Genomic DNA, 22,232 nt, shown 5'->3' on the forward strand with positions numbered 1-22,232 from the left:
GCAGCTCAGTCGACGAAGGTGTCGGTGAGGTCTTTTTTGATGGACCGGACGATCTCGTCCGGAGTCTGGGTGAGGTCGACGAGCACACCGCGCTCGTCGACCTGGAGCGGTTCGAGGGTGTCGAACTGGGAGTCGAGCAGGCTGTTGGGCATGTACTCGTGGTTGCGGTGCGACTGGCGTTCCGCGATGACTTCGCGTTCGCCGCGCAAGTGCACAAACACAGTGGTGGGCGCGTAGGCCGTGAGCATGCGGCGATAAGAACGCTTGAGGGATGAACAGGCGACGATGATGGGGTTGCCGTCAGCGAGTTCGGCGCCGATACGTTCGGCGATGATCTCAAGCCACGGGGCGCGGTCTTCGTCGTTGAGGGCGTGACCGGCTGCCATCTTTTCTTTGTTGGCACGAGGGTGAAGGTCGTCACCGTCGATGAACTGCATGCCCAATTCGGCGCCGAGGGCTGCGCCAACGGTCGACTTACCTGATCCAGAGACACCCATCACGATGAGGGGTGGAAATTGTGAAGCCACGGTCTTCCTAACATTCGACGCATCGTTACGTCTGATATCAATCTGACCAGTGTGCCTTAAAGCAGACTTAATGCAAACTCATTGAGCAAATATCTCCGAAGCTTGCTTCCGGATGCTCCGCTCACGCCCTAGCGCCGAGACCACTGCGGTGGGAGAATTAGGCAAGGGAAGGAACTGCTATGAGCGAGAACCTGAACGATCCGGTCGAAGAACTGACACCGGAGACCTGCTGGGAATTGCTGCGAACGGCCACCCTCGGCAGAATCGCGGTCAGCTTTCAAGGAGAGCCTGAGATCACCCCGGTGAACTTCATCGCCGTGAAGAATCGACTCCTTCTGCGCACAGCGCAGGGCACCAAACTACTCAAGCTCACGATCAATGATCGGGTGGCTTTCGAAACCGACTACGTCGGGCCGCACACCGCTTGGAGCGTTGTGGCTAAAGGCACCGCCCGCATCATCGAATCTCACGACGAGATTTACGAAGCCGACCAACTGCCACTCACGCCGCTGATCCCAACGCTCAAATACGTCTGGGTAGAAATCAAGCCGACAGAAGTGACCGGGCGCCGCTTCACGCTCGGGCCGGAGCCCGAGCGCTACTGACGAAACCTAGATCGAACCCTTAACGTCGTCACCCATCGGGATTGCTGTCATCCGTAACACTGAGACGTCGGCGGTGAGGTGGTCACGCAGATCGCTCACGAGGGCTGCCACGGCGGGGCTGGAACCATGCGCGTCAAGGAGTTCTTCGGATTCCCACTTCTCGATCATGACGAAAGAACCATCAGCTGCTTCGTGAATCGCATACAACTCACAACCAGGTTCGGTGTGGACCGCAGCGAGAGCGGGCCGGAATGCACTCACCACTGCGTCGCGACTTTCGGGGCGAATGTGGAACACGGCGGTAACAATCACAGGTTGGCTCATAACTCCACGCTACTCCTCACCCCCAGAGTTTCCGCAAGGTAACCATGGCTCAACCACTCGCACACCAGCGACAACGAAACGGATGCCGCGAGACCGCTTCGCCGTGTGCCCTAGGCTTGATGATTGGGCCAACCAGCCGCGCTGCATAGGCCCACCACTTTGTCCCAGAGTCAAGGAGTGAACGATATGACCGCTGCTGAGCAAGCATCCGCAAACATTGGCGTAGTAGGGCTCGCAGTTATGGGCTCGAACCTCGCCCGCAACCTCGCTAGCCGCGAGGGCAACACCGTTGCCATCTACAACCGCTCCTACTCGAAGACCGAGACGTTGCTCACCGAGCACCCCGAAGCTGGCTTCGTTCCGGCATCCACCTATGAAGAATTTGCCGCGTCGCTGTCGAAGCCGCGCACCGCCATCATCATGGTGCAGGCCGGCAAGGGCACAGATGCCGTGATCGACGCTCTGACTGAAGCTTTCGAACCCGGCGACATCATCGTCGATGGCGGAAATGCGCTCTTCACCGACACCATCCGTCGCGAGAAGGCAGTGCGCGAGACCGGCATTAACTTTGTGGGCGCTGGAATCTCCGGCGGCGAAGAGGGCGCGCTGCTCGGCCCGTCGATCATGCCCGGCGGTTCCGCGGAAGCGTGGGAGACCCTCGGCCCGATCCTCAAGTCGATCGCCGCTGTTGCCGAAGGCGAGCCCTGCGTGACCCACGTGGGCACCGACGGTGCAGGTCACTTCGTCAAGATGATTCACAACGGCATCGAATACGCCGACATGCAGCTTATTGCTGAGGCCTACGACCTCATCCGCCAGGGCACCGGCGCTACCCCCGCCGAGATTGCCGACATCTTCGCCGAGTGGAACACGGGCGAGCTCGAGAGCTACCTCATCGAGATCACCGCCGAAGTTCTGCGCCAGGTCGACGCCAAGACCGACAAGCCCCTCGTGGATATCATTCTCGACCAGGCTGGTTCCAAGGGAACCGGCGTGTGGACCGTGCAGACTGCCCTCAACCTCGGGGTGCCCGTTTCGGGCATCGCCGAGGCTGTGTTCGCTCGCGCCGTCTCGTCGAAGCCTGCTCAGCGTGCAGCATCCGCAGCGCTGCCCGGCCCAAGCTCGGTGCCCGCTGTCGAAGACAAGGCTGCCTTCATCGAGGATGTTCGCCAGGCTCTCTACGCTTCGAAGATCATCGCGTACAGCCAGGGCTTCGACGCCATCGTCGCCGGTGCCGAAGAATACAACTGGGACATCAAGAAGGGCGAGATCGCCAAGATCTGGCGCGGTGGTTGCATCATCCGTGCACGCTTCTTGAACCGCATCACCGAGGCCTACGCCGAGAACCCCGGTCTCGTGGCTCTCGTCACCGCACCGTACTTCACCAACGCAATGGCGGGCACGCAAGATTCTTGGCGCCGCGTTGTCGCGGGCGCCGCCGCCGCCGGCATCCCGACTCCCGCGTTCTCGTCGTCGCTCGCGTACTACGACAGCCTGCGCGCACCGCGACTGCCTGCCGCCCTCGTTCAGGGACAGCGCGACTTCTTCGGTGCTCACACCTACAAGCGCGTTGACATGGATGGCACCTTCCACACTCTGTGGTCGGGTGACCGTAGCGAGATCGAAGCGACTGATTCGCACTAAGCACGTGCACTATTGGAGATGGCGGCGGACCTCGGTTCGCCGCCATTTCTGTCTTTCGGCGTCTGCGTGGGGATATCCCCAGCGGTGAGTGACAGAATGGCACCACCATGAGCTTGTCTGACGAAAACCCCGAACTCGACGGCTACGTACCGCACGGGGATCGCCCGCTGCGCTCACGCGCTTTCAAGTCTGTGATGCGCGTCGTTGTCGTTCTCGGTCTTATCGGCCTCGTGGTGCCCGGCATCGTTTCGGCGGCAGGCACGGCCAACAACACGGCTCATCGCACGTGCGCCACCTACACCGAATATCTTGCCCCCTTGGCGGCGTCTTACGATGTTCGCTTCGAGCTCACTGGCGACGGCGATCCCGGCTGGAAGTGCTACGCAGTTTCCTTCAATGGCAGCGAAACTTTGCTGCGTTCACTAGGGCTGATCCCCGGACCCGCCGTACTGCCCACGAGCCCGGCCAATAACACTTAGTCCTTTTCGAGCAGTTGTTCTCGCACCTGACGGCGCAAAATCTTGCCGATGAGCGACCGCGGAAGCTCGTCGACCACGATGACCCGTTTGGGTACTTTGTACGCCGCGAGTTGGTCTCGCAGCGATTCGCGAATCGCACTCTCGTCAAGGGCTGAATCCGGGGCGAGTACGACGGCAGCGACAACGTCCTCGCCGCTATGGTCACTAGGCAGCCCAACGACGGCGGCGTCAACGACGGTGGGCTGTTGGCGAAGCGCCTCTTCGACCTCGCTCGGGGCAACATTGAAACCGCCCGTGATGATGAGTTCTTTGATGCGGTCGACGATTGTTACAAATCCGCTCGCATCCACTGTGACAATGTCACCCGTACGGAACCAGTCCCTACCCCCGTCTGTGGCTTTCACAAAGACCTCTGCGGTTTCTTCAGCTTTTTGCCAATAACCGGAGAAGATTTGCGGTCCACGAACAATCAGTTCGCCTCCCTCGCCGGCCGCACGATCCTCGGTAGGGTTCTCAGGATCGACAACGCGGATTTCGGTGTTGGGCAGCGGCAATCCGACGGTTCCCGGGCGTCGAGTCGGCCCGACAGGATTCGCCATCAGCACGGGGCTGGTCTCAGAAAGCCCGTAGCCTTCCACCAGAGTTCCCCCGGTACGGGCTTCCCACGGCTCGACGACCGACGCTGACAGCGGCATCGCCCCTGAGATCGCGATCTCTATGCCGGCCAGAGAAACCCCTGCCGCATCCGCAGCGGCAGTAAGCCGTTCGTAGATGGGCGGCACGGCAGGCAAGAAGGTAGCCGGATGCTTCCTGATGACGGGAAGTACAAGGTCGGGATCGAATTTAGGGAAGAGCACGAGTCGAGCACCCATACTCATGGCAAACGTTAGGCAGAGGGTGAGCCCGTACGCGTGGAACATCGGGAGCACTGCGTACACGACCGCAGTACCGTGAGCAACAGCCGGAACCCACGCTCGCGCTTGAGCAGCATTTACCGAGAGATTGAGGTGGCTGAGCATCGCCCCTTTAGGGTTGCCCGTCGTGCCACTGGTGTACTGGATGAGCGCCAAATCGTTCGCGTCGGGGCGAACAATGCGCTCGTCGATGCGTTCGGACTTGAGCAGGTCTTCCCACACGATCGTTCCGCTTACAGCGGTCGTGAGCGCAGCACGCGATTCCCGCGCCTTCGCGATGGGCAACCGCAACAGTGCTCGCGTTTTCAGCGGCATAGCGCGCGTCACGTCAACTGAAATGATGGTCTCGGCAGCGGCATCCGCCGGCATTTCTTGAAGAGTGTCTACGACGTTGTTCCACGCGATCACGACGCGGGCACCGTGGTCTTCGAACTGATGTCGCAGTTCGCGCGGCGTGTAGAGAGGATTGTGCTCGACGACGACAGCGCCAAGGCGCAAGATCGCGTAGAAGGCGACGATGTGCTGCGGGCAGTTCGGCAGCACGAGAGCAACGGGGTCGCCCTTCTGAACGCCCAGCAGTCTCAAACCTTCAGCGGCTCGATCAATCTGCTCGCCAAGTTCGGCGTACGACGTTTCGCGGCCAAAGAACTCGAGCGCCACCGCCCGTGGGTACTGGGCGATTGTCGTGGTGACGAGGTCGTAAAGCGAACCGTCAGGCAGCGGAATTTCGTGGGCAACACCCTCGGCGTAGCTAGCGAGCCAAGGTCGGTCGGACAGCGCAGTCATGGATTAACTGTATGCCGCCCACCGAGCCTCTCATGACACCGGGGCACTAAACACTGCGAGAAATTTAGGCCGCACCGTCGAACATTGAGGTGACGGAGCCGTCATCGAACACTTCATGGATGGCCCGCGCCAGTAGCGGAGCGATCGGCAGGATAGTGAGCGTGGGGAAGCGCTTGTGTGCCGGCACGGGCAGAGTGTCGGTGACCACTACCGAGTCAATGAAGTCGCTTTGCAGAATGGTGGATGCGGGGTCGGAGAAGATCGCGTGGGTTGCGGCGACAACAACCTTGAGTGCCCCAGATCGCTTGAGTGCTTCGGCAGCCTTGACGATCGTTCCGCCGGTGTCGATCATGTCGTCGACGAGCAGGCAGACACGACCATCGACATCACCGACGATGTCGTGAACGGTGACCTGGTTGGGAACTAGCGGGTCGCGGCGCTTGTGAATGATGGCCAGCGGCGCGCCGAGCTTGTCGCTCCAAATGTCGGCGACGCGTACGCGGCCCATGTCGGGGCTCACGACGGTAAGAGTTTCGGGGTCAAGCTGCTGCTTGAAGTGCTCGAGGAGCACAGGCATGGCGAAGAGGTGGTCAACGGGGCCGTCGAAGAAGCCTTGGATTTGGGCGGCGTGCAAATCGACGCTCATGATGCGGTCGGCGCCAGCTGCTTTGTACAGGTCCGCAATGAGACGGGCGCTGATCGGCTCGCGACCTCGGCCCTTCTTGTCTTGGCGGGCGTAGGGGTAGAAGGGCGAGACAACGGTGATGCGCTTAGCCGAAGCACGTTTGAGGGCATCCACCATGATCAGTTGTTCCATGAGCCACTCGTTGATGGGCTCAGTGTGCGACTGGATGACGAAGGCATCGCACCCGCGAACGCTCTCGTCGTAACGGGCGTAGATTTCGCCGTTCGCGAAGGTGCGAGCGTCGGTAGGAACGAGCTCGCTGCCCAGTTCAGTCGCGATATCGATGGCGAGCTGCGGGTGTGCGCGCCCGGAAACAAGCACGAGTCGCTTTTGACCGGAAATCTTAATGCTGGCCACGGGGGACTCGCTCTCTGCCGCGGTTACGGCGTACTTCGGTCAGGCGTCGTTTTCGTCGTTCGCTGCGGCAGCTGCCTGAGCCGCTGCAGTGCCCGCACGGTTGGTTTCAACCCAGCCACTGATGTTGCGCTGCGGAGCCACGTTAATACCTAAGGACCCCGCTGGCACATCTTTTCGGATGACCGAACCGGCTCCGGTATACGCTCCGTCTCCAATCCTAACCGGAGCCACGAAGACGTTGTGCGATCCGGTACGAACGTGAGCGCCGACGACAGTTTTATTCTTATTCACCCCGTCGTAGTTTGCTGTGATGGTGCCGGCGCCTACGTTGGATTGTTCGCCTACTTCGGTGTCACCGATGTAGCTGAGATGAGGCACCTTGCTGCCCTCACCAATGCTGGAGTTCTTGGTCTCGACGAAGGTACCGATCTTGCCGTTGACGCCCAGCTTCGTGTTGGGGCGAAGGTAGGCGAAGGGGCCGACGGAGGCGTTGGCGCCGATCACGCTGAGCGTGGCATCCGTGCGCTTGACAACCGCATTCTCGCCAACTTCACAGTCAACGAGGGTCGTATCCGGGCCGATGATGGCGCCGGACTGCACGAGCGTTGCACCCTTGAGCTGCGTACCGGGAAGAATCTCTACGTCAGGGTTGAGAGTGACGTCGGCGTCGATCCAGGTGGTGGCGGGGTCTTCGATCGTGACTCCCGCTCGCTGCCACTTCTGCACGATGAGCTCGTTCATGCGGCGAGCGGCTTCGGCCAGTTGAACGCGGTCGTTGACTCCAGCGACCATCCAACCGGCGGCCACGGGCATCGCAGCGACCGTGGCACCGACTCCGCGAAGGAGGCCGACAACATCGGTGATGTACTTCTCCGACTGCGCGTTGTCGGTCGTGATGCGTACGAGTTGCTCACGCAGCGGGCCAACCTGGAACACGTAGGTGCCCGAGTTGATTTCGGTGATGGCGATTTCGTCGGCGCTGGCATCCTTTTGCTCAACGATGCGGTCGAGGCCGCCGCTGGCGTCGCGAACGACACGACCGTAGCCGGTGGCGTCGTCGAGGATGGCTGAGAGCACGGTAGCCGCAGCAGACTGCATGCGGTGCTGCGCGAGCAGCGACTCGAGAGTGGCCGAGTCGAGAAGCGGAACATCACCGCTAACGACAACAACGTCGCCCTCGAAGTCGGCCGGTAGGGAATCGACAGCGACCTCTACCGCGCGGCCGGTGCCGGGGGTGTCATCTTGGTCGACGATACGAATGTCGGGCATGAGCTCGGTGAGCGTTGCCACCACTTCGTCACGCTGGTGACGCACCACGGCAATCACATGGTCGGGGTTGAGCTCACGCGCGGAGGCGACGACGTGCCCAATGAGCTCGCGGCCCGCAAGGCGGTGCAGCACTTTAGGCTTGGCAGACTTCATGCGAGTGCCTTGGCCCGCGGCGAGAACAATGACGGCGAGTTTGTGTTCGGTCATGGCTCTATTCTGCCCTGAATGAGCGGCACTCAGAACGCGCGCCAAGAACTCAAGAAAGAAAAGGAAAAAGCTCCGCCTCTAGGATTCGAACCTAGACTGGACAGCTCCAAAGGCTGCCGTGCTGCCGTTACACCAAAGCGGACCGCACCCGAAGGCGCGCATCAATTCTGCCAGATCATTGGCCGTCTGTCGTGCACGTAGCCCGATTCGGAGCCTTCACACACGTTTCTTCAGGGTTCTGGGGCGCGTTTGTGGCACACATCCGGGGATTGAAGCTGAGATAATAACCGGATGCCCCAACGCGACGAAGTCGACCGAATTGTCGAAGCGTGGTCGCGCGAGCGCCCCGATCTCGACTTTGCGCCGTTGCATGTTCTCAGCCGTGTCGGCCGCCTTGCCAAGCACCTCGAACGCGCCCGTAAGGCCGCTTTTGCTGTCGCGGGCGTCGAGCCGTGGGAGTTCGACGTGCTTTCTGCCCTGCGTAAGGCCGGCGCTCCGTACCAGTTGAGTCCGACGGCTCTCGTGCAGCAGACAATGGTTTCGAGCGGCACGATGACGAACCGCATCGACCGCATGGTGGCCCGCAAACTTGTCGAGCGTCGCACCGACCCCAATGATGGTCGCGGAGTGATTGTGATCATGACGGCCAGTGGGCGCGAACGCGTCGATGAGGCCATCACTTCACTCGTGCACGACGAGACGGCGCTGCTGGCGCGCATGTCTCCCCTGGAACAAGAACGATTGAGCTCCCTGCTCAGAAAGTTGAGCCTCGACGGTGAATAACCTGCAAGTCCCGACCGCTTTTCGCCGCAATTCCCCCGGGCTCGGTCTGGCGCTTGCCGCTTTCGCTCTCGCTGTACTCATCAGTTTTCTGGTGCCGGCAATACCGACGCTCACCGCGTGTGTGGTGCTGGGCATCCTGTTCGCCGCTCTACCGTGGCGCGGTTCGGTTCGTGCCGAGGTGAAACCGGGGCTCGCGATTGCCGCTCGTCGTTTGCTGCGCATCGGTGTTGTCTTGCTCGGTTTCAAGCTGAGCCTCGTAAACATCGCCGAACTGGGCTGGCTCGTGCTCGGCATGATCGTCGCGATCGTCGTCATTACGTTCTTCTTCACGTGGGGCATCGGGCGGACGCTGCGCCTGCCCGGTCAGCAGTCCGTGTTGATTGCAGCCGGATTTTCGATCTGTGGCGCCTCGGCCATCGGCGCGATGGCGGGGGTCACGCGCGCGAAGGACTCCGACACGGCCACCCCGATCGCGCTGGTCACGCTGTGTGGCACTCTCGCCATCGCCTTACTCCCAGCACTACGCCCGCTCCTCGGTCTTGACACCGCTGAGTTCGGGATGTGGGTGGGGGCGAGCGTGCACGATGTCGGCCAGGTCGTTGCTACCGCGCAAATCGCAGGAGCTACCGCTCTCGCGGTTGCCGTTGTGGTGAAGCTCACCCGGGTCGCGATGCTCGCGCCGATGGTGGCGCTGGCGGGCGTCGTTGCTGCGCGGGCTGACCGAGTGCAGGCCGCTGCTGCGAGCGCCGCTGGCGAACCTGCTACTGATCGCGGCGAGGTGAAGCGCCCCGCCATCCTGCCCCTGTTTGTTGTTGGTTTTTTGGCGGCGGTTCTCGTGCGTACCTTCGTTCCGCTGTCCGACGGTTTTCTTGAGGCAGCAGCCTACGGCCAAGAACTCGTACTCGGCATGGCCCTCTTTGGGCTCGGAGCGTCGATCAGCATGGGCAACCTCGTTCGCACCGGTGGGCGCGCTCTCGTGGTCGCACTCATCTCGTGGGCTGTTATCGCCCTGCTCTCCTACGGCGCGGTGGAAATCGCCCGCGCCGCAGGAGTCGCTGCCCTGGGCTAGAGCCACAGCAGTTTGCTGATGCCAGCCCCGCGGCTGACATCAGCGAAGGCGCTAGAGCCAGCGCCGAACCGCGGCCGAGAACCAGCGGGTTTCCGGCTTCTTGCGGTGCACGAGCTTCTCGACGATTGTCGTGACCGACAGTCGTGACGCGCTAACCACGAAGACTGCGGTAACGATCGAGAGCGCCAGCATGATCGGGTACTCGTCAATCAGTTGGTCGGCGGCCCAGTAGGTGAGCAACGTGAAGGCGCTCATCAAGGCTGCCGGAAGGGTGAGCACTCCGACGATAAGGGCGATACCAAGGCCGACCTCAAGAGCGGGAATGGCCCAGCCGAAGAAGCCGGGGGCTCCCCCGAGGAACGTAGTGGTGAATGCCTCGAAGAAGTCGGGCACGCGATTGTTGGAGACGGTGCTGTCTACAACGAGTCCGATATCGGCCCCGTCGAATCCTGCCTTCAGCTTGAACAGACCTTCGTTAAGCCACAGGATGCCGAGGCCCACCCTCGCCGCTCCCGTGATGACGGAAGCGACGAGGGAAAGCGCACGGGTCATCATGAGAGAAGTGCGGATCCGAAGATTGCCTTGACCTTGTCGCAGTAGATGACGACGGTGTCGTAACCGGAGACATCCATGGCGTCGAACGTAAAGGTTTGGCTGGCTTCGTCGTAGGCAACGGCGTCGATCTGCAGACCGGCCGCTACGGCATCCTCGTCGGCACCGTTGGTGAGATAGATGTTGAGGTCAGGTCCCTCGTCAGATGAGTAACCCGAGAGCACGATCTCAGAAGCGCTGACAGTGACGGTTCCTTCAACAGAGTGTTCGCCAGCACCCTCAAAGGTACCGGTGTGCTCTTCATGCATCATCTCCGTGTCAGTGTCGGTCTCGGTCTCGGTTGTGGAGGACTCGGGCGCGGTGGATTCGCTACTTGAGGTATCGGTTGCTGCACCGCTGCACGCGCTGAGCAAAAGGGACAAAGCGAGGATTGTTGCCGCTGGAATAACTTTTTTTCTCATGAGGGAGCTCCTAAATGTGGGTGTTGGCGGAGGACGTCACCGTGACAATGACGCGGTGACGGTTACGAACCTAAGTGGGGTGGTCAACGAAAGTGACGGATGTTTCAAGAGCGTAAGAATTGAAACCGGTAATCCTTCGGGCAGCCAATCTAGGCTGGGGTTATGGAAAATCAGCCGAGCGTCACGATCGTCGAAGACGACGCCACCGTGCTCTCGGTGGTAACCGAGTATCTGCGCGGCCGGGGATATTCCGTTACGGGCATCAGTGACGGGCTCCAGGCGCGCGATGCTCTGCGCGGGCCACTCCCCGACGTGCTCATTCTCGATCGGATGCTGCCCGGCGTCGGCGGCGACGAACTCTGCCGGCAGGCGCGAGCGGAATCCCCTCAGCTGCCGATCATCATGCTGACCGCTCTGGATGCCGTGGAAGAACGCATCGATGGCCTCGAACACGGCGCCGATGACTACATCGCCAAGCCGTTCTCGTTGCGCGAATTGCAACTGCGGGTCGACGCGATGGTGCGCCGTACGCGCAGCTCGCACGTATCGTCCGAACCGTTCACGCTTGGTCAGTTTCGCGTTGACCCGGCGCACCGCAAAATCTTGCTCGACGGCAACGAGATGACGCTTACGACGCGCGAATACGAGCTGTTTCTCTTTTTGCTGCAGAACCCCGAACGCGTGCTGAGCCGCGACGACATCCTGCGGGAGGTGTGGGGGTGGAGCTTTGGCGAGGCCTCTACCGTCACCGTGCACGTGCGCCGCCTGCGCGAAAAGATTGAACCCGAACCGCGCTACCCTCGCTTTCTCCTCACCGAGTGGGGCAAGGGGTACCGTTTCACTGTGAAGGATGCCGCATGATCCTCAACCCGCACGAGCTGCTGTTCATTCTCGCCACCGCCGCCATCTGCACCACCGCCGTGATGCTCGTCGCGTTGCTCGCTTTGCGGTGGGGCCGTCGGCGCTCGATTGCGTTCCAGTTCACCATCGTCGTGATCGCTGCGATTCTCTCAATCGCCGTCACTACCGTTGTCGCTACGGCGCAAATGTATCTCTCGGCCCACGATCTGCAGGTCGTGCTGTGGGTCGTCGGCATCTCCACAGTGATGAGTCTCCTCGCCGCGCTCGTGAGCGGGCGTGCTGTTCGCCGGGCCTTCGCCAAGCTGCGCGAGAGCGTGGCGCAGGTCGGAGCCGGCGAAATTGTCGCTGCAAACTCCGACACGTGGAAAGAGGTCGCCGAAGTTTCGGTGCAGCTCTCCGAAGCCTCCGAACGACTTGCTGCCGCCCGCGACGAGATTGCGCGCCTTGATGCCTCGCGCCGCCAGTTCTTCGCCTGGATCTCGCACGACCTCCGCACGCCCCTGACCGGCATCAGCGCCCTCGCCGAAGCCCTCGACGCGGGCGTCGTGGACGACCCGAGTGACTATTTGCGCCAGATTCGCGCCCAGGTCGGCACGATGAATCGACTCGTCGACGACCTCTTCGAGCTGTCGCTCATCCAGAGTGGCACCCTCAAGTTGCGGCCCGAAAACGTGGAACTGCTCGATATTGTGTCGGATGCCGTTGCCGACGTCAGCCAGCTGGCTGCGGCTCGCGGCATCCAGATCAGCCATGCCGGGGTGGAGGGGCGGATGCTCTGGGCCGACCCGCACGAGCTCACGCGCGTGGTCGTGAACCTGCTCACCAACAGCATCCGCTACGCGCCAGCGAACTCGCAGATTCTTGTCAGCGCCGACCAGCGCGACGAGTCGAGTCTGGTGCTCTCGGTGCTCGATCAGGGCAGCGGAGTCGCCAGCGAAGACCTCAGTCACATGTTCGAGATCGGTTGGCGCGCTACCGAAGCGCGCACTCCCGAGCAGGAGGCGAGCGGTTCGGCCGGCGCCGGGCTCGGCCTCGCGATTGTGCGCGGCATCGTCGAAGCCCATGGTGGCGGCGTGAACGCCGAGCAACTCCCCGAGGGGTTCCGGCTCAACGTCGCCCTACCGACCGTCGCGGCCTAGAACGCGAGCTAGCGTTCTACGAGAGCAGTTCGTCGAGTTCGAGCCAGCGGGTCTCGACAGTGTCGAGCGCCTCTTGCAGAGCCTGCTGTTCACCAACGAGAGCACCCAAACCGGCAAAATCTGACTGGTCGTGCGTGGCCATGCGCTCGTGAAGTTCAGCGATCTGACCCTGCAGCTTGGCGATCTTGCGACCGGCAGCTGCGTGCTCCTTTTGCGAGTTACGCAGTTCGGCACCGCCCAGCTTGGGCTTGGCTTTCGCGGCTGTGGCATCCGGAGCGCCCGCGGCAGCACCAGAAGTGTTGCCCGAGGAGCCCTTGAGTTGCTGGCTGCGCAGTTCGAGATACTGGTCGACGCCACGCGGCAGGTGGCGGAAGTTGCCCTCCATCACGGCGTACTGCTGGTCGGTCACGCGCTCGAGCAGGTACCGGTCGTGGCTCACCACGAGCAACGTGCCGGGGAAGGTGTCGAGAAGGTCTTCGATGGCCGCGAGCATGTCGGTGTCGAGGTCGTTAGTCGGCTCATCCAGAATCAGAACGTTGGGCTCCGAAAGCAAAATGAGCAGCAACTGCAGGCGGCGTTTCTGGCCACCAGAAAGGTCCTTGACCTGAGTGGAGAGCTGCGCGCTCGTGAAACCCACTCGCTCCAGCATTTGGGTGGGCGTCATTTCTTTACCGCCCGTGACGTAGGTGCTCTTATGGCGCCCAATGACAGCGCTCACGCGCTCGTTCCACACATCATCGAGCTCAGCAAGCTGCTGCGTCAACGTGGCGACCTTGATCGTCTTGCCCCGCTTGACGCGCCCCTTCGTGGGCAACAGGGTTCCCGAGACGAGCGACAGCAGCGTCGACTTTCCGGCACCATTAACACCGAGGATTCCGGTGCGCTCGCCGGGAGCGATGCGCCACGTGACATCCTTCAACACGGTCTTGTCGCCCGTGACCCCGGATGCCGGGTCAGTGACCTGGTACGTCACGGTCACGTCTTCAAGGTCAACAACATCCTTACCGAGCCGCTGCATCGCCATGGACGACAGCGACACGCTGTCCCGAGCGGGCGGCTCGTTTTCGATAAGTTCGTTGGCGGCATCGATACGGAACTTCGGCTTTGTGGTGCGAGCGGGAGCTCCCCGACGCAACCACGCCAGTTCTTTACGCATGAGGTTTTGGCGCTTTGCCTCAGAAGCAGCTGCCATCCGATCACGTTCTACGCGCTGCAGAATGTAGGCCGCATAGCCACCCTCGAAGGGCTCGATCAGCCGATCGTGCACCTCCCATGTGGCGGTGCAAATCTCGTCGAGAAACCACCGGTCGTGAGTGACGACCAGCAAGCCGCCGGCGTTGGTTCCCCAGCGACGCTTGAGGTGGCCCGCCAGCCATGAAATACCTTCAACGTCGAGGTGGTTAGTGGGCTCATCCAAGAAAATGACGTCCCAGTCACCGATCAACAAAGCGGCAAGAGCCACACGACGACGCTGACCACCGGAGAGATCACCAACCTTGGCTTCCCACGGGATGTCGGAGGCGAGGCCCGCGATGACGTCGCGAACCTTGGGGTCGCCTGCCCACACGTGCTCGTCAATATCGCCGATGACGGTCTCGTGCACAGTCTTGGTGCCGTCGAGTTCGTCGGCCTGGTCGAGCATGCCGAGTCGAACCCCGTTGCGGCGCGTTACGCGACCCGCGTCGGGCTCTAGTCGCCCGGACAGCATGCGCATCAGGGTGGTTTTGCCGTCACCGTTGCGACCGACGATGCCGATACGGTCGCCCTCGTCGAGGCCGATCGTGACATTGTCAAAGATTACGCGGGTCGGAAATTCAAGATGAAGGGACTCAGCGCCAAGAAGGTGTGCCATTCGGGCAAGCCTAGCCGGGTTAGTCGTTAATAATTCGCGCGCCGTGAACCGGACCGGTCGCCCGCACGACGTTCATTTGCGCTGCGCTCAACGCGATCTGCAATTCGAGGGCCGAATCGAGATCGGCCGCGAGGAACGCGACCGTGGGTCCTGACCCAGAAACAACTCCGGCGAGTGCTCCATTTTTCTCACCGAGTTCAATCACTCCAGCAAGCGAGGGCGCCATTTTGAGGGCAGGAGCCTGCAGATCGTTGTGAAGACATTCGGCGAGCATATGCGGGTCTCCAGCGCGAAGCGCTTGCAGAACGTCGGAGTCAACTGAGGGTGCAACCTCGGCCGGGAAGATATCTTGAGAGTACTGTTGGCGGTGCTTATCAAGCGCCGTGTACACCTCAGGGGTAGAAAGGCCCGCGTCTGAAAGCGCGAGAACCCACTGGAACTGCCCTTTTGCTAGCGCGGGGCTGAGCTGGTCGCCGCGGCCTGTTCCAATTGCGGTTCCACCAGTAAGAGCGAAGGGCACATCAGCGCCCAGTTCAGAAGCCAGGCTCAGCATCTCTTCACGCGCAATGTTGGTGCCCCAGAGCGCATCGCAGGCGAGAAGTGTTGCCGCTGCATCTGCTGAGCCGCCGCCCATGCCTCCCGTCACGGGAACGTGCTTCTCAATCTCGAGGCGCACGCCTCCGCGATATCCGGTGCGGCGCGCCAAGAGTCGAGCCGCCTTGATAGCGATGTTGGAACCGTCAGTGGGTATGCGAGAAAGATCGACAGTGCCGGAAACCGAGACCGAGAAGTCATCGGCGTGAAATGCACGCACGTCTTCACACAGCGAAACTGCCTGATACGCAATGGCAACGTCGTGATAACCGTCATCGAGAAGCGCGCCGACCTTGAGGAAGACATTGATCTTGCCAGGGGCACGAGCGTGAACCATTGTGGAGGCTGCCGGGACGGTAGTCATGATCCAAACTTACCTTGTGCAACGTACCGGTCTGTGCGCAGGCTGGGGATAACGAGGGTGCTCGGAGAATCGTGAAGGTCTCGTTACTCTCGTGAAATTACCCGGGAATACTAAGCCCGCGAACTGCCGCGTAGCGGGCCGTTACTGACTCCGCCCACTCGGCGCTCACGTGAGCAGCGTTGGCCTCAAACCAGCTCATAAATTCGGCATGCTGCCATTGAGCCGCTCCTGCCATATCGAGAAAAGCGAACCATTCGTCGGGATGCCGCCCCGTTCCTTCCAGAACGTCGCGGTCGCTGGGGGTGTGGTTCGTTGCTTCCGACATGATGCCAACATACCGTCGTTCGGCACCAAACGGAATGGCCGATCGTGCGTAGTCGGGCGATCACACACCCCCAAGCCTGATTGCTAGCGCCCGAAGGCTTCCGCTATCAATTCCCCCGCAAGCTCGGCGGAATCGCACTCAACTCCGTGACGCTGAAACCACGAGCACACGTTGTGGCAATCACGCTCGAGCAGCTCGACACCGCGCGGATTACTCACGATATCGACGATCTGCGGCACATCGATCACCATGACTCGACCCCGATGAACAAGCAGGTTGTACGGCGATAGGTCTCCGTGCGCGTAGCCTGCCCGCGCAAAAATACGCATGAGTTCGACCACGTGATCCCAAAGCTCTGCGAGCACCGCTTTCTCTGCACGCACGGAAGCCAACCGGGGAGCAGCAACGTGCCCCTCCCCAATGAACTCCATCAGCACTTCGGTGTTGTCGACTTGAACCGGATACGGCACGGGGGCGCCCAATTGGTAGAGCTGACTCAGCGCCGAGAACTCCGCGCCCGCCCACAAGCCCGCCGAAAGAGCGCGACCGTAGGTCGATTTTTTCTGCAGAGCACGGGAGTCGCGTGAACGACGAGTGCGTCGCCCCTCGGTGTACTGAGACGACCGCCGAAAATCGCTCGTCTCCGCACTGCGATAGCGCTTGGCCGCGAGCAGCACCGATGGACCATCGGGCTCCGCGCGCTCGATCAAAAAGACGTCCGCCTCCTTGCCCGACTTGAGCACGCCCAACTCGGTGTCGATAGCGCCTGCGGACGTCACGACCCACTTCGGCCACGGTTGCGGACCGCGCAACGACGGGATGATCGATGGCCACGTAGACCAGCGTTGATCATCGCCGGGAACCACCGTCGAAAAAGCTAAATCGGGTACAACAAAAGAATCGTCACCACGTGACATAGATGAATCTCCAGAACGGAGGTCACCACACGAAGTTAGGCGGTGACCTCAATGAGTGAGGGATGAGGTGGAGACACGACAAAGACAGCCATCAGTTCTCCCTCCCCTCGAGCTTCACGCCCACGCCGGACCGCTGGCCCGTTCTGGAAACACCGCGGTGTGCGGTGAAAGGATTTTAGCTACGCAGCGCGCGCAATAGCAAGGAAATCGAGCACCGTGAGCTCCTCGCCGCGCGCGGTGGGGGCGATACCCGCCGCCACGAGTCGCTCGGAGGCGGCCGTTGAGCTGCCCAGCACACTGGAGAGCGACTGACGCAGCATCTTGCGACGCTGCTGGAACGCGGCATCCACAAGGGCGAATGTTGCTTTGCGCTCCTCGATCGTGCCGGGCTGTTCGCGACGCTCGAAGCGCACGAGCACAGAGTCGACGTTGGGAACCGGCCAGAACACCTGGCGGCTAACCAGACCGGCGGTGGAGAACTCGCCGTACCAGGCAGCCTTGATGCTCGGCGAACCGTAGACCTTGCTGCCGGGGCCGGCCGCGACACGATTGCCGACTTCGGCCTGCACCATCACGAGACCGCGGTCGAGCGAATCGAAGTGTTCCAAGAAATGCAGCAGCACGGGAACCGACACGTTGTACGGCAGGTTGGCGACAAAAACCCGGGGTTCGTTCGGCAACTCGGTAACGCGCAAAGCGTCTTCGGTGATGACCGTGAGTCGAGCATCCGGCTGCATCTGGCTCACCGTGATGGGCAACTGGGCGGCCAAGCGCTTGTCAATTTCGACGGCGACGACGGATGCCCCGGTCTCCAGAATTCCGAGCGTCAAGGAGCCCAGCCCTGGTCCGACCTCGACCACCGTTTCGCCCGAGACGACGTGCGCCGCCTTGACGATACGGCGCACCGTGTTGGGATCGATGACAAAGTTTTGGCCCAGCTTCTTGGTGGGCTGGATGCCGAGCAGATCAGCGAGATCGCGGATCTCGGCGGGGCCGAGCAGGGTATTCATCGCGTGCCTACATTCTGTGCGCTCGAGACGGATGCAGCGGTCGTCTCGCCGCGTGCCGGTGCCGGTTCGATGCCCGCGGGAAGTTCGGTATCCCACGAGCCATAGACGGCCTCAGTGGTGGCCGCGAGTTGTGCCGAGAGTTCGAGTTCGCTGATTTCGAGGTGGGCTGCCATCGCGCGCACCGTGTGCGGCATCAGGTACGGCGCATTCGGACGGCCGCGCAGCGGATGCGGCGTGAGATAGGGAGCATCGGTCTCGACCATGATGCGGTCGAGATCGATCACGGAAAGCGCTTCGCGAAGGTTCGCCGCATTCTTGAACGTGACCGTTCCGGCAAACGACAAGAACCAGCCATTGTCGGCCGCAATGCGCGCCATTGCAGCATCGCCCGAGAAGCAGTGGAAGACCGTGCGCTCGGGAGCGCCAACGCGCAACAGCGTCTCGATGACGTCGTCGTGGGCATCGCGATCGTGAATCTGCAGCGCCAGGCCGTGCCGCTTGGCAATCGCGATGTGCTCTTCAAAGGAGCGGAATTGCGCGGGGCGACCCTCGTCATCCGTGCGGAAAAAGTCGAGACCCGTTTCGCCGATGGCGCGCACTCGCGGAAGCGCGGCAAGTTCGTCGATGGCGGCGAGCGCAGCATCCAACTCCCCCACCGCAGCGAGCTCGGGAGCATCGTTCGGATGAATTGCTACCGCAGCGAGAACGCGCGGGTTGGAAGCGGCGAGTTCAGCCGACCAGCGACTCGTGGCGACATCCGTGCCGACCTGCACAACACCGCGAACGCCAACCGAAGCGGCGCGCGCGAGGTGTTCAGTGAAGTCGAGCGCGCCGTCAGGGCCACCGTCAGCGATCTCGAGGTGCGTGTGATTGTCGTAGACAACGCCCTCGAGAGGTTCGGGCAGCGGCGGGTACTGCAGTTTCTCGGAGGCTTTCTCGTCGGCGCTGCGGTGACGCTGCCTGATGAACGGTTCGGTCACGCCGTGCCGCTCTCGGCATCCACTTCGATGCGCGGGAACAGCGACGATTCGAGAGCCGTGACGCGACCGGAGTGCGACCAGTTCTGAGCGTCGTCGATGCGTTGCTCACGCAGTTCGCCGACGCCACCGATGGCGGTCCAGAGCTTCTCGGTTGCCTTGGGCAGTACCGGCGAGAGCAGAATGGCGAGCGTGCCCAGACCGTTGACGGTCGTGGCCAGCACGGTGCCGAGGCGTTCGCGGTTGGCGGGGTCTTTCGACAGCGCCCACGGCTCTTGCTCGGTGATGTATCCGTTGAGTTCATCTACGAGTTGCCACACCGACGAGAGTGCTTCGTTGATCGCAAAGGTGTCGATGTGCGCGTTCGAATTCTCGGTGGCACGTTTCTGTGTCGCGATGATCGCTTCGTCGGATGCCGTGAGCTCACCGAGCGTCGGAATCTCACCATCAAAGTACTTATTCACCATCGCGATGACGCGCGAGGCAAGGTTACCGAAGCCGTTAGCCAGTTCTGCTTGGTAGCGCGCGCTCAGGTCTTCCCAGCTGAAGGAGCCGTCTTGACCGAAAGTGATGGCGCTCATGAAGTAGTAGCGAAAGGCGTCGGAACCAAAGGTGTCGGTGATCTGGCTCGGAGCAATACCGGTGAGCTTCGACTTGGACATCTTCTCGCCACCGACGAGCAACCAACCGTGTCCGAAGACAGCACGGGGCACGGGCAGTCCGGCGGCCATGAGCATGGCGGGCCAGATGACCGCGTGGAAGCGGGCGATGTCTTTACCGACGAGTTGAACGGCAGGCCAGCGCTTGGCGAACTGTTCGTCGTCGACGCCGTAACCGATGGCGCTAACGTAGTTGAGCAGGGCGTCGAACCAGACGTACACGACGTGGGTTTCGTCCCAGGGAACCTTGACACCCCAGTCGAAGCTGGAACGCGAGATGGAGAGGTCGTCGAGACCCTGCTTGACGAACTGCACGATTTCGTTGCGCACGCTCGCGGGCTGCACGAAGTCGGGCTGGCTTTCGTAGAGGTCGAGCAGCTTCTGACCGAAATCGCTCATGCGGAAGAAGTAGTTCTTCTCCTTGAGAATCTCAACGGGACGCGAGTGAATCGCACAGACGAGTTGGCCCTTGTACTCGCCGTCGGGAGCTGTAACGAGGTCATCGAGCTGCTTGTACTCTTCGCAACCGACGCAGTAATAGCCCTCGTATTCACCGGCGTAAATGTGGCCGTCGTCGTAGAGGCGCTGCAAGAACGTGGCAACGGCCTTCTCGTGACGCTCATCGGTCGTGCGAATGAAGTCGTCGTTGGCGATGTCGATGGTCTCGAGCAGCGGCTGCCAGGAGTCGGCAACGAGGCGGTCGGCCCACTCTTGCGGCGTGGTGTTGTTGGCGACGGCGGTGCGCAGAATCTTCTGGCCGTGCTCGTCGGTGCCCGTGAGCAGCCAGGCGTCTTCACCCCGCTGACGGTGCCAGCGCGCAAGAACGTCGGCGGCCACCTCCGTATACGCGTGCCCGATGTGGGGAACGTCGTTCACATAGAAGATGGGCGTCGCAATGTAGAAGGAGTCGCCGGCAGACATGCCTTCATTCTATTCGCCTGTGTCGATTGATTACGCCGGGGGCGCTCGCGTTCGCTGGGAGCACTGGATGCCGCACTCCCGAATGTGGGAGTCTGTGGTTTTTTCTGTATTTGTGTTGCATTGCCACACGAAGCCGCGTAGTCTCACAGAAACGCAGTCGGGTGCGTTGACAATCAAAGGAGATTACGGATGTACGCAGAAGAGCGGCAACAGCACATAGAGGGACAACTTGCTGAAGCTGGTCGCGTCGCCGTAATCGACCTCGCTCGCACGTTCGACGTGTCGAGCGAAACGGTCCGTCGAGACCTCGATCAGCTTGAAGCACGAGGCGTATTGCGCCGCGTGCATGGGGGTGCGGTCTCGGCGGCTCGGATTAGTCGTGTTGAAGAAAGCGTCGCCGCCCGCACCGACCGCAACTCCGATGCCAAAGAGCGCATAGCGCTGGCAGCGATGTCCCTCATTCCGTCCACCTTCACGGGCGCGATCAGCATCGACTCGGGCACCACGACCAGCCGCCTCGCTCAGCACTTGCGCGACTGGCAGCCCGCGGCATCCACCGGTTCACTGACGGTCATCACCAACTCGATTTCCATCGCCGCGATCGTGAGCGAGAACCCGCACATTGAGGTTCAGCTCATCGGCGGTCGCCTGCGCGGCATCACGGGGGCTGCGGTTGGTTCCGCCACCCTTGCTCAGCTCTCGGGCATCCGCCCCGACATCGCCTTCCTGGGTGCCAACGGCGTTCATGCCGACTTCGGCTTCAGCACGCCCGACCCCGACGAAGCCGCGGTGAAGAGCGCGCTCACTCGAGGTTCGCGTCGCGCCATCGCTCTCGTCGACGCCTCGAAGCTCGGCATCGAAACCCTCATGAGTTTCGCCTCGCTCTCGGAGGTCGACACGATCATCACCGATCACTCCCCCGACGATGACCTCACCCTTGCCCTCGAGCGCGCGGATGTTGAAACGGTGATCGCATGATCGTCACCGTCACCGCCAACCCGAGCCTCGATCGCACGATCGAGCTCGACTCCGCTCTCGACCGCGGCGAAGTGCAGCGTTCGGTGGCCAGCAGCGAGCAACCCGGCGGCAAGGGCGTCAACGTGTCGCGAGCGCTCATTGCGTCGGGACTCGACACGATTGCGGTGCTTCCCGGAGATTCTTCTGACCCGATGCTCGTTGCCCTGCGCGCCGAGCACACTCCGACCGCTGGGCTGCCGATCGCGGGTCGTGTGCGCTCCAATGTGACGATCACCGAGCCCGATGGCACGACTACCAAGATCAACGAGCCTGGTCCGCAGCTCACCGCTGACGACGATGCTGCGCTGATTGATCTCGTGGTCTCGCACGCCCGCCGGGCCGAGTGGGTTGTTCTTGCCGGCTCGCTTCCTCCCGGGCTGAGCAGCGACTTCTACGTTCGCGTGGTTCACGCTATTCGCGCCGCCACCGACGGGCACGGCCCGCGCATCGCCGTCGATTCTTCGGGTTCCCCGATGCAGGCCCTCATCGAATCAGGCGTTGGGGTTGACCTCATCAAGCCCAACGCTGAAGAGCTTGCCGAAATGACCGGCCTTCCCGACACCTTTGAAGACGACCCGGATGCCGCCGCTGCCGCCGCTCTCAACCTCGTCGCTCGCGGCTGCCGTGCCGTACTCGCCACACTCGGATCACGCGGAGCACTCCTCGTGACCGCCGACGAAACTTGGCGAGCCACTATGCCTCCCGTCGCTGCCAAAAGCACCGTCGGAGCAGGAGACGCCTCCCTGGCCGGCTACCTCTTGGCCGACCAACGCGGTGCTGCCCCCGAACGACGACTGGCCCAGGCTGTCGCCCACGGAGCCGCTGCCGCCGCCCTCCCCGGCAGCACGATGCCGAGCCCCGAAAACACCACCCCCCACACCGCTGACGTGCACTTACTCAGCCGCCCCACCGCACCATAAACCTCAGCACGCCA

23 protein-coding genes and 1 tRNA gene are annotated in these 22,232 nt (G+C 61.9%); 9 read left to right on the forward strand and 15 right to left on the reverse strand.

Features of this window, described 5'->3' with window-relative positions; genetic code table 11:
• Window positions 1-5 precede the first annotated feature (5 nt).
• Complete coding sequence (locus tag ACR3YK_RS02440) at window positions 6-527, reverse strand: gluconokinase (RefSeq protein ID WP_486175658.1); 522 nt, start codon at window positions 525-527, stop codon at window positions 6-8.
• 179 nt (window positions 528-706) lie between these two features.
• Between ACR3YK_RS02440 and ACR3YK_RS02445 the strand changes: the two genes are divergently transcribed.
• On the forward strand, window positions 707-1,132 hold the full coding sequence (locus ACR3YK_RS02445) for a pyridoxamine 5'-phosphate oxidase family protein (protein ID WP_486175659.1): 426 nt from the start codon (window positions 707-709) through the stop codon (window positions 1,130-1,132).
• Between the two features lie 6 nt (window positions 1,133-1,138).
• Here ACR3YK_RS02445 and ACR3YK_RS02450 read toward each other — a convergent pair whose 3' ends face one another.
• Window positions 1,139-1,456 (reverse strand): putative quinol monooxygenase, encoded by a 318-nt coding sequence (locus ACR3YK_RS02450; protein ID WP_486175660.1) that lies wholly within the window; start codon window positions 1,454-1,456, stop codon window positions 1,139-1,141.
• A 186-nt stretch (window positions 1,457-1,642) separates the two neighbouring features.
• Between ACR3YK_RS02450 and gndA the strand changes: the two genes are divergently transcribed.
• Complete coding sequence (gene gndA / locus ACR3YK_RS02455; RefSeq protein WP_486175661.1) at window positions 1,643-3,100, forward strand: NADP-dependent phosphogluconate dehydrogenase; 1,458 nt, start codon at window positions 1,643-1,645, stop codon at window positions 3,098-3,100.
• 107 nt (window positions 3,101-3,207) lie between these two features.
• Window positions 3,208-3,579, forward strand: a complete 372-nt coding sequence (locus ACR3YK_RS02460; RefSeq protein WP_486175662.1) for a hypothetical protein — start codon at window positions 3,208-3,210, stop codon at window positions 3,577-3,579.
• On the opposite strand, the gene ACR3YK_RS02465 is transcribed toward ACR3YK_RS02460, so the two are convergent.
• The 4 genes from ACR3YK_RS02465 to ACR3YK_RS02480 form a co-directional block, all read right to left on the reverse strand.
• A complete protein-coding gene (locus tag ACR3YK_RS02465) occupies window positions 3,576-5,279 on the reverse strand; it encodes a long-chain-fatty-acid--CoA ligase (RefSeq protein ID WP_486175663.1) in 1,704 nt (567 codons plus the stop codon). The two genes, ACR3YK_RS02460 and ACR3YK_RS02465, sit on opposite strands and share 4 nt — an antisense overlap.
• 64 nt (window positions 5,280-5,343) lie before the next feature.
• Complete coding sequence (locus ACR3YK_RS02470; RefSeq protein WP_486175664.1) at window positions 5,344-6,321, reverse strand: ribose-phosphate diphosphokinase; 978 nt, start codon at window positions 6,319-6,321, stop codon at window positions 5,344-5,346.
• 39 nt (window positions 6,322-6,360) lie between these two features.
• Window positions 6,361-7,797: a bifunctional UDP-N-acetylglucosamine diphosphorylase/glucosamine-1-phosphate N-acetyltransferase GlmU gene (gene glmU / locus ACR3YK_RS02475; protein WP_486175665.1), complete on the reverse strand. Its 1,437-nt coding sequence runs from the start codon at window positions 7,795-7,797 to the stop codon at window positions 6,361-6,363.
• Between the two features lie 70 nt (window positions 7,798-7,867).
• Window positions 7,868-7,939, reverse strand: a tRNA-Gln gene (locus ACR3YK_RS02480).
• 149 nt (window positions 7,940-8,088) lie between these two features.
• Here ACR3YK_RS02480 and ACR3YK_RS02485 point away from each other — a divergent pair.
• Window positions 8,089-8,580, forward strand: coding sequence for a MarR family winged helix-turn-helix transcriptional regulator (locus ACR3YK_RS02485; protein ID WP_100389650.1), 492 nt, complete (start codon window positions 8,089-8,091; stop codon window positions 8,578-8,580).
• Window positions 8,573-9,649, forward strand: a complete 1,077-nt coding sequence (locus tag ACR3YK_RS02490) for a YeiH family protein (protein WP_486175666.1) — start codon at window positions 8,573-8,575, stop codon at window positions 9,647-9,649. The genes ACR3YK_RS02485 and ACR3YK_RS02490 overlap by 8 nt, the downstream gene beginning before the upstream one ends.
• Before the next feature lie 51 nt (window positions 9,650-9,700).
• On the opposite strand, the gene ACR3YK_RS02495 is transcribed toward ACR3YK_RS02490, so the two are convergent.
• A complete protein-coding gene (locus tag ACR3YK_RS02495) occupies window positions 9,701-10,204 on the reverse strand; it encodes a DoxX family membrane protein (protein ID WP_486175667.1) in 504 nt (167 codons plus the stop codon).
• Window positions 10,201-10,662 (reverse strand): DM13 domain-containing protein, encoded by a 462-nt coding sequence (locus ACR3YK_RS02500; RefSeq protein WP_486175668.1) that lies wholly within the window; start codon window positions 10,660-10,662, stop codon window positions 10,201-10,203. The genes ACR3YK_RS02495 and ACR3YK_RS02500 overlap by 4 nt, the downstream gene beginning before the upstream one ends.
• Window positions 10,663-10,824: 162 nt before the next feature.
• Between ACR3YK_RS02500 and ACR3YK_RS02505 the strand changes: the two genes are divergently transcribed.
• Together ACR3YK_RS02505 and ACR3YK_RS02510 are read left to right on the forward strand one after the other, a co-directional pair.
• Window positions 10,825-11,523: a response regulator transcription factor gene (locus ACR3YK_RS02505; protein ID WP_486175669.1), complete on the forward strand. Its 699-nt coding sequence runs from the start codon at window positions 10,825-10,827 to the stop codon at window positions 11,521-11,523.
• Window positions 11,520-12,662, forward strand: a complete 1,143-nt coding sequence (locus ACR3YK_RS02510) for a sensor histidine kinase (protein WP_486175670.1) — start codon at window positions 11,520-11,522, stop codon at window positions 12,660-12,662. The genes ACR3YK_RS02505 and ACR3YK_RS02510 overlap by 4 nt, the downstream gene beginning before the upstream one ends.
• A 16-nt stretch (window positions 12,663-12,678) precedes the next feature.
• Here ACR3YK_RS02510 and ACR3YK_RS02515 read toward each other — a convergent pair whose 3' ends face one another.
• The 7 genes from ACR3YK_RS02515 to metG all read right to left on the reverse strand — a co-directional run bounded on the left by ACR3YK_RS02515 (window position 12,679) and on the right by metG (window position 20,281).
• A complete protein-coding gene (locus tag ACR3YK_RS02515; protein ID WP_486175671.1) occupies window positions 12,679-14,514 on the reverse strand; it encodes an ABC-F family ATP-binding cassette domain-containing protein in 1,836 nt (611 codons plus the stop codon).
• Between the two features lie 19 nt (window positions 14,515-14,533).
• Complete coding sequence (locus tag ACR3YK_RS02520; RefSeq protein WP_486175672.1) at window positions 14,534-15,472, reverse strand: 4-(cytidine 5'-diphospho)-2-C-methyl-D-erythritol kinase; 939 nt, start codon at window positions 15,470-15,472, stop codon at window positions 14,534-14,536.
• 97 nt (window positions 15,473-15,569) lie between these two features.
• A complete protein-coding gene (locus tag ACR3YK_RS02525; RefSeq protein WP_486175673.1) occupies window positions 15,570-15,797 on the reverse strand; it encodes a 4-diphosphocytidyl-2C-methyl-D-erythritol kinase in 228 nt (75 codons plus the stop codon).
• Window positions 15,798-15,880: 83 nt separating this feature from the next.
• Entirely contained in the window at window positions 15,881-16,714 is an 834-nt protein-coding gene (locus tag ACR3YK_RS02530; protein WP_486175674.1) for a serine protein kinase RIO, read from the reverse strand.
• Between the two features lie 179 nt (window positions 16,715-16,893).
• Window positions 16,894-17,724 (reverse strand): 16S rRNA (adenine(1518)-N(6)/adenine(1519)-N(6))-dimethyltransferase RsmA, encoded by an 831-nt coding sequence (gene rsmA / locus ACR3YK_RS02535; protein WP_100389642.1) that lies wholly within the window; start codon window positions 17,722-17,724, stop codon window positions 16,894-16,896.
• A complete protein-coding gene (locus ACR3YK_RS02540) occupies window positions 17,721-18,704 on the reverse strand; it encodes a TatD family hydrolase (RefSeq protein WP_486175675.1) in 984 nt (327 codons plus the stop codon). Before ACR3YK_RS02540 ends, rsmA begins: the two co-directional genes overlap by 4 nt.
• On the reverse strand, window positions 18,701-20,281 hold the full coding sequence (gene metG, locus ACR3YK_RS02545; RefSeq protein WP_486175676.1) for a methionine--tRNA ligase: 1,581 nt from the start codon (window positions 20,279-20,281) through the stop codon (window positions 18,701-18,703). Before metG ends, ACR3YK_RS02540 begins: the two co-directional genes overlap by 4 nt.
• Before the next feature lie 189 nt (window positions 20,282-20,470).
• Between metG and ACR3YK_RS02550 the strand changes: the two genes are divergently transcribed.
• The gene (locus ACR3YK_RS02550; protein ID WP_486175677.1) at window positions 20,471-21,259 is read left to right on the forward strand and encodes a DeoR/GlpR family DNA-binding transcription regulator; all 789 of its coding nucleotides are present in this window, start codon (window positions 20,471-20,473) and stop codon (window positions 21,257-21,259) included.
• Window positions 21,256-22,218, forward strand: coding sequence for a 1-phosphofructokinase family hexose kinase (locus tag ACR3YK_RS02555; RefSeq protein WP_486175678.1), 963 nt, complete (start codon window positions 21,256-21,258; stop codon window positions 22,216-22,218). Before ACR3YK_RS02550 ends, ACR3YK_RS02555 begins: the two co-directional genes overlap by 4 nt.
• Window positions 22,219-22,232 lie beyond the last annotated feature (14 nt).

It is taken from the genome of Salinibacterium sp. 10G20-15, assembly GCF_057365065.1.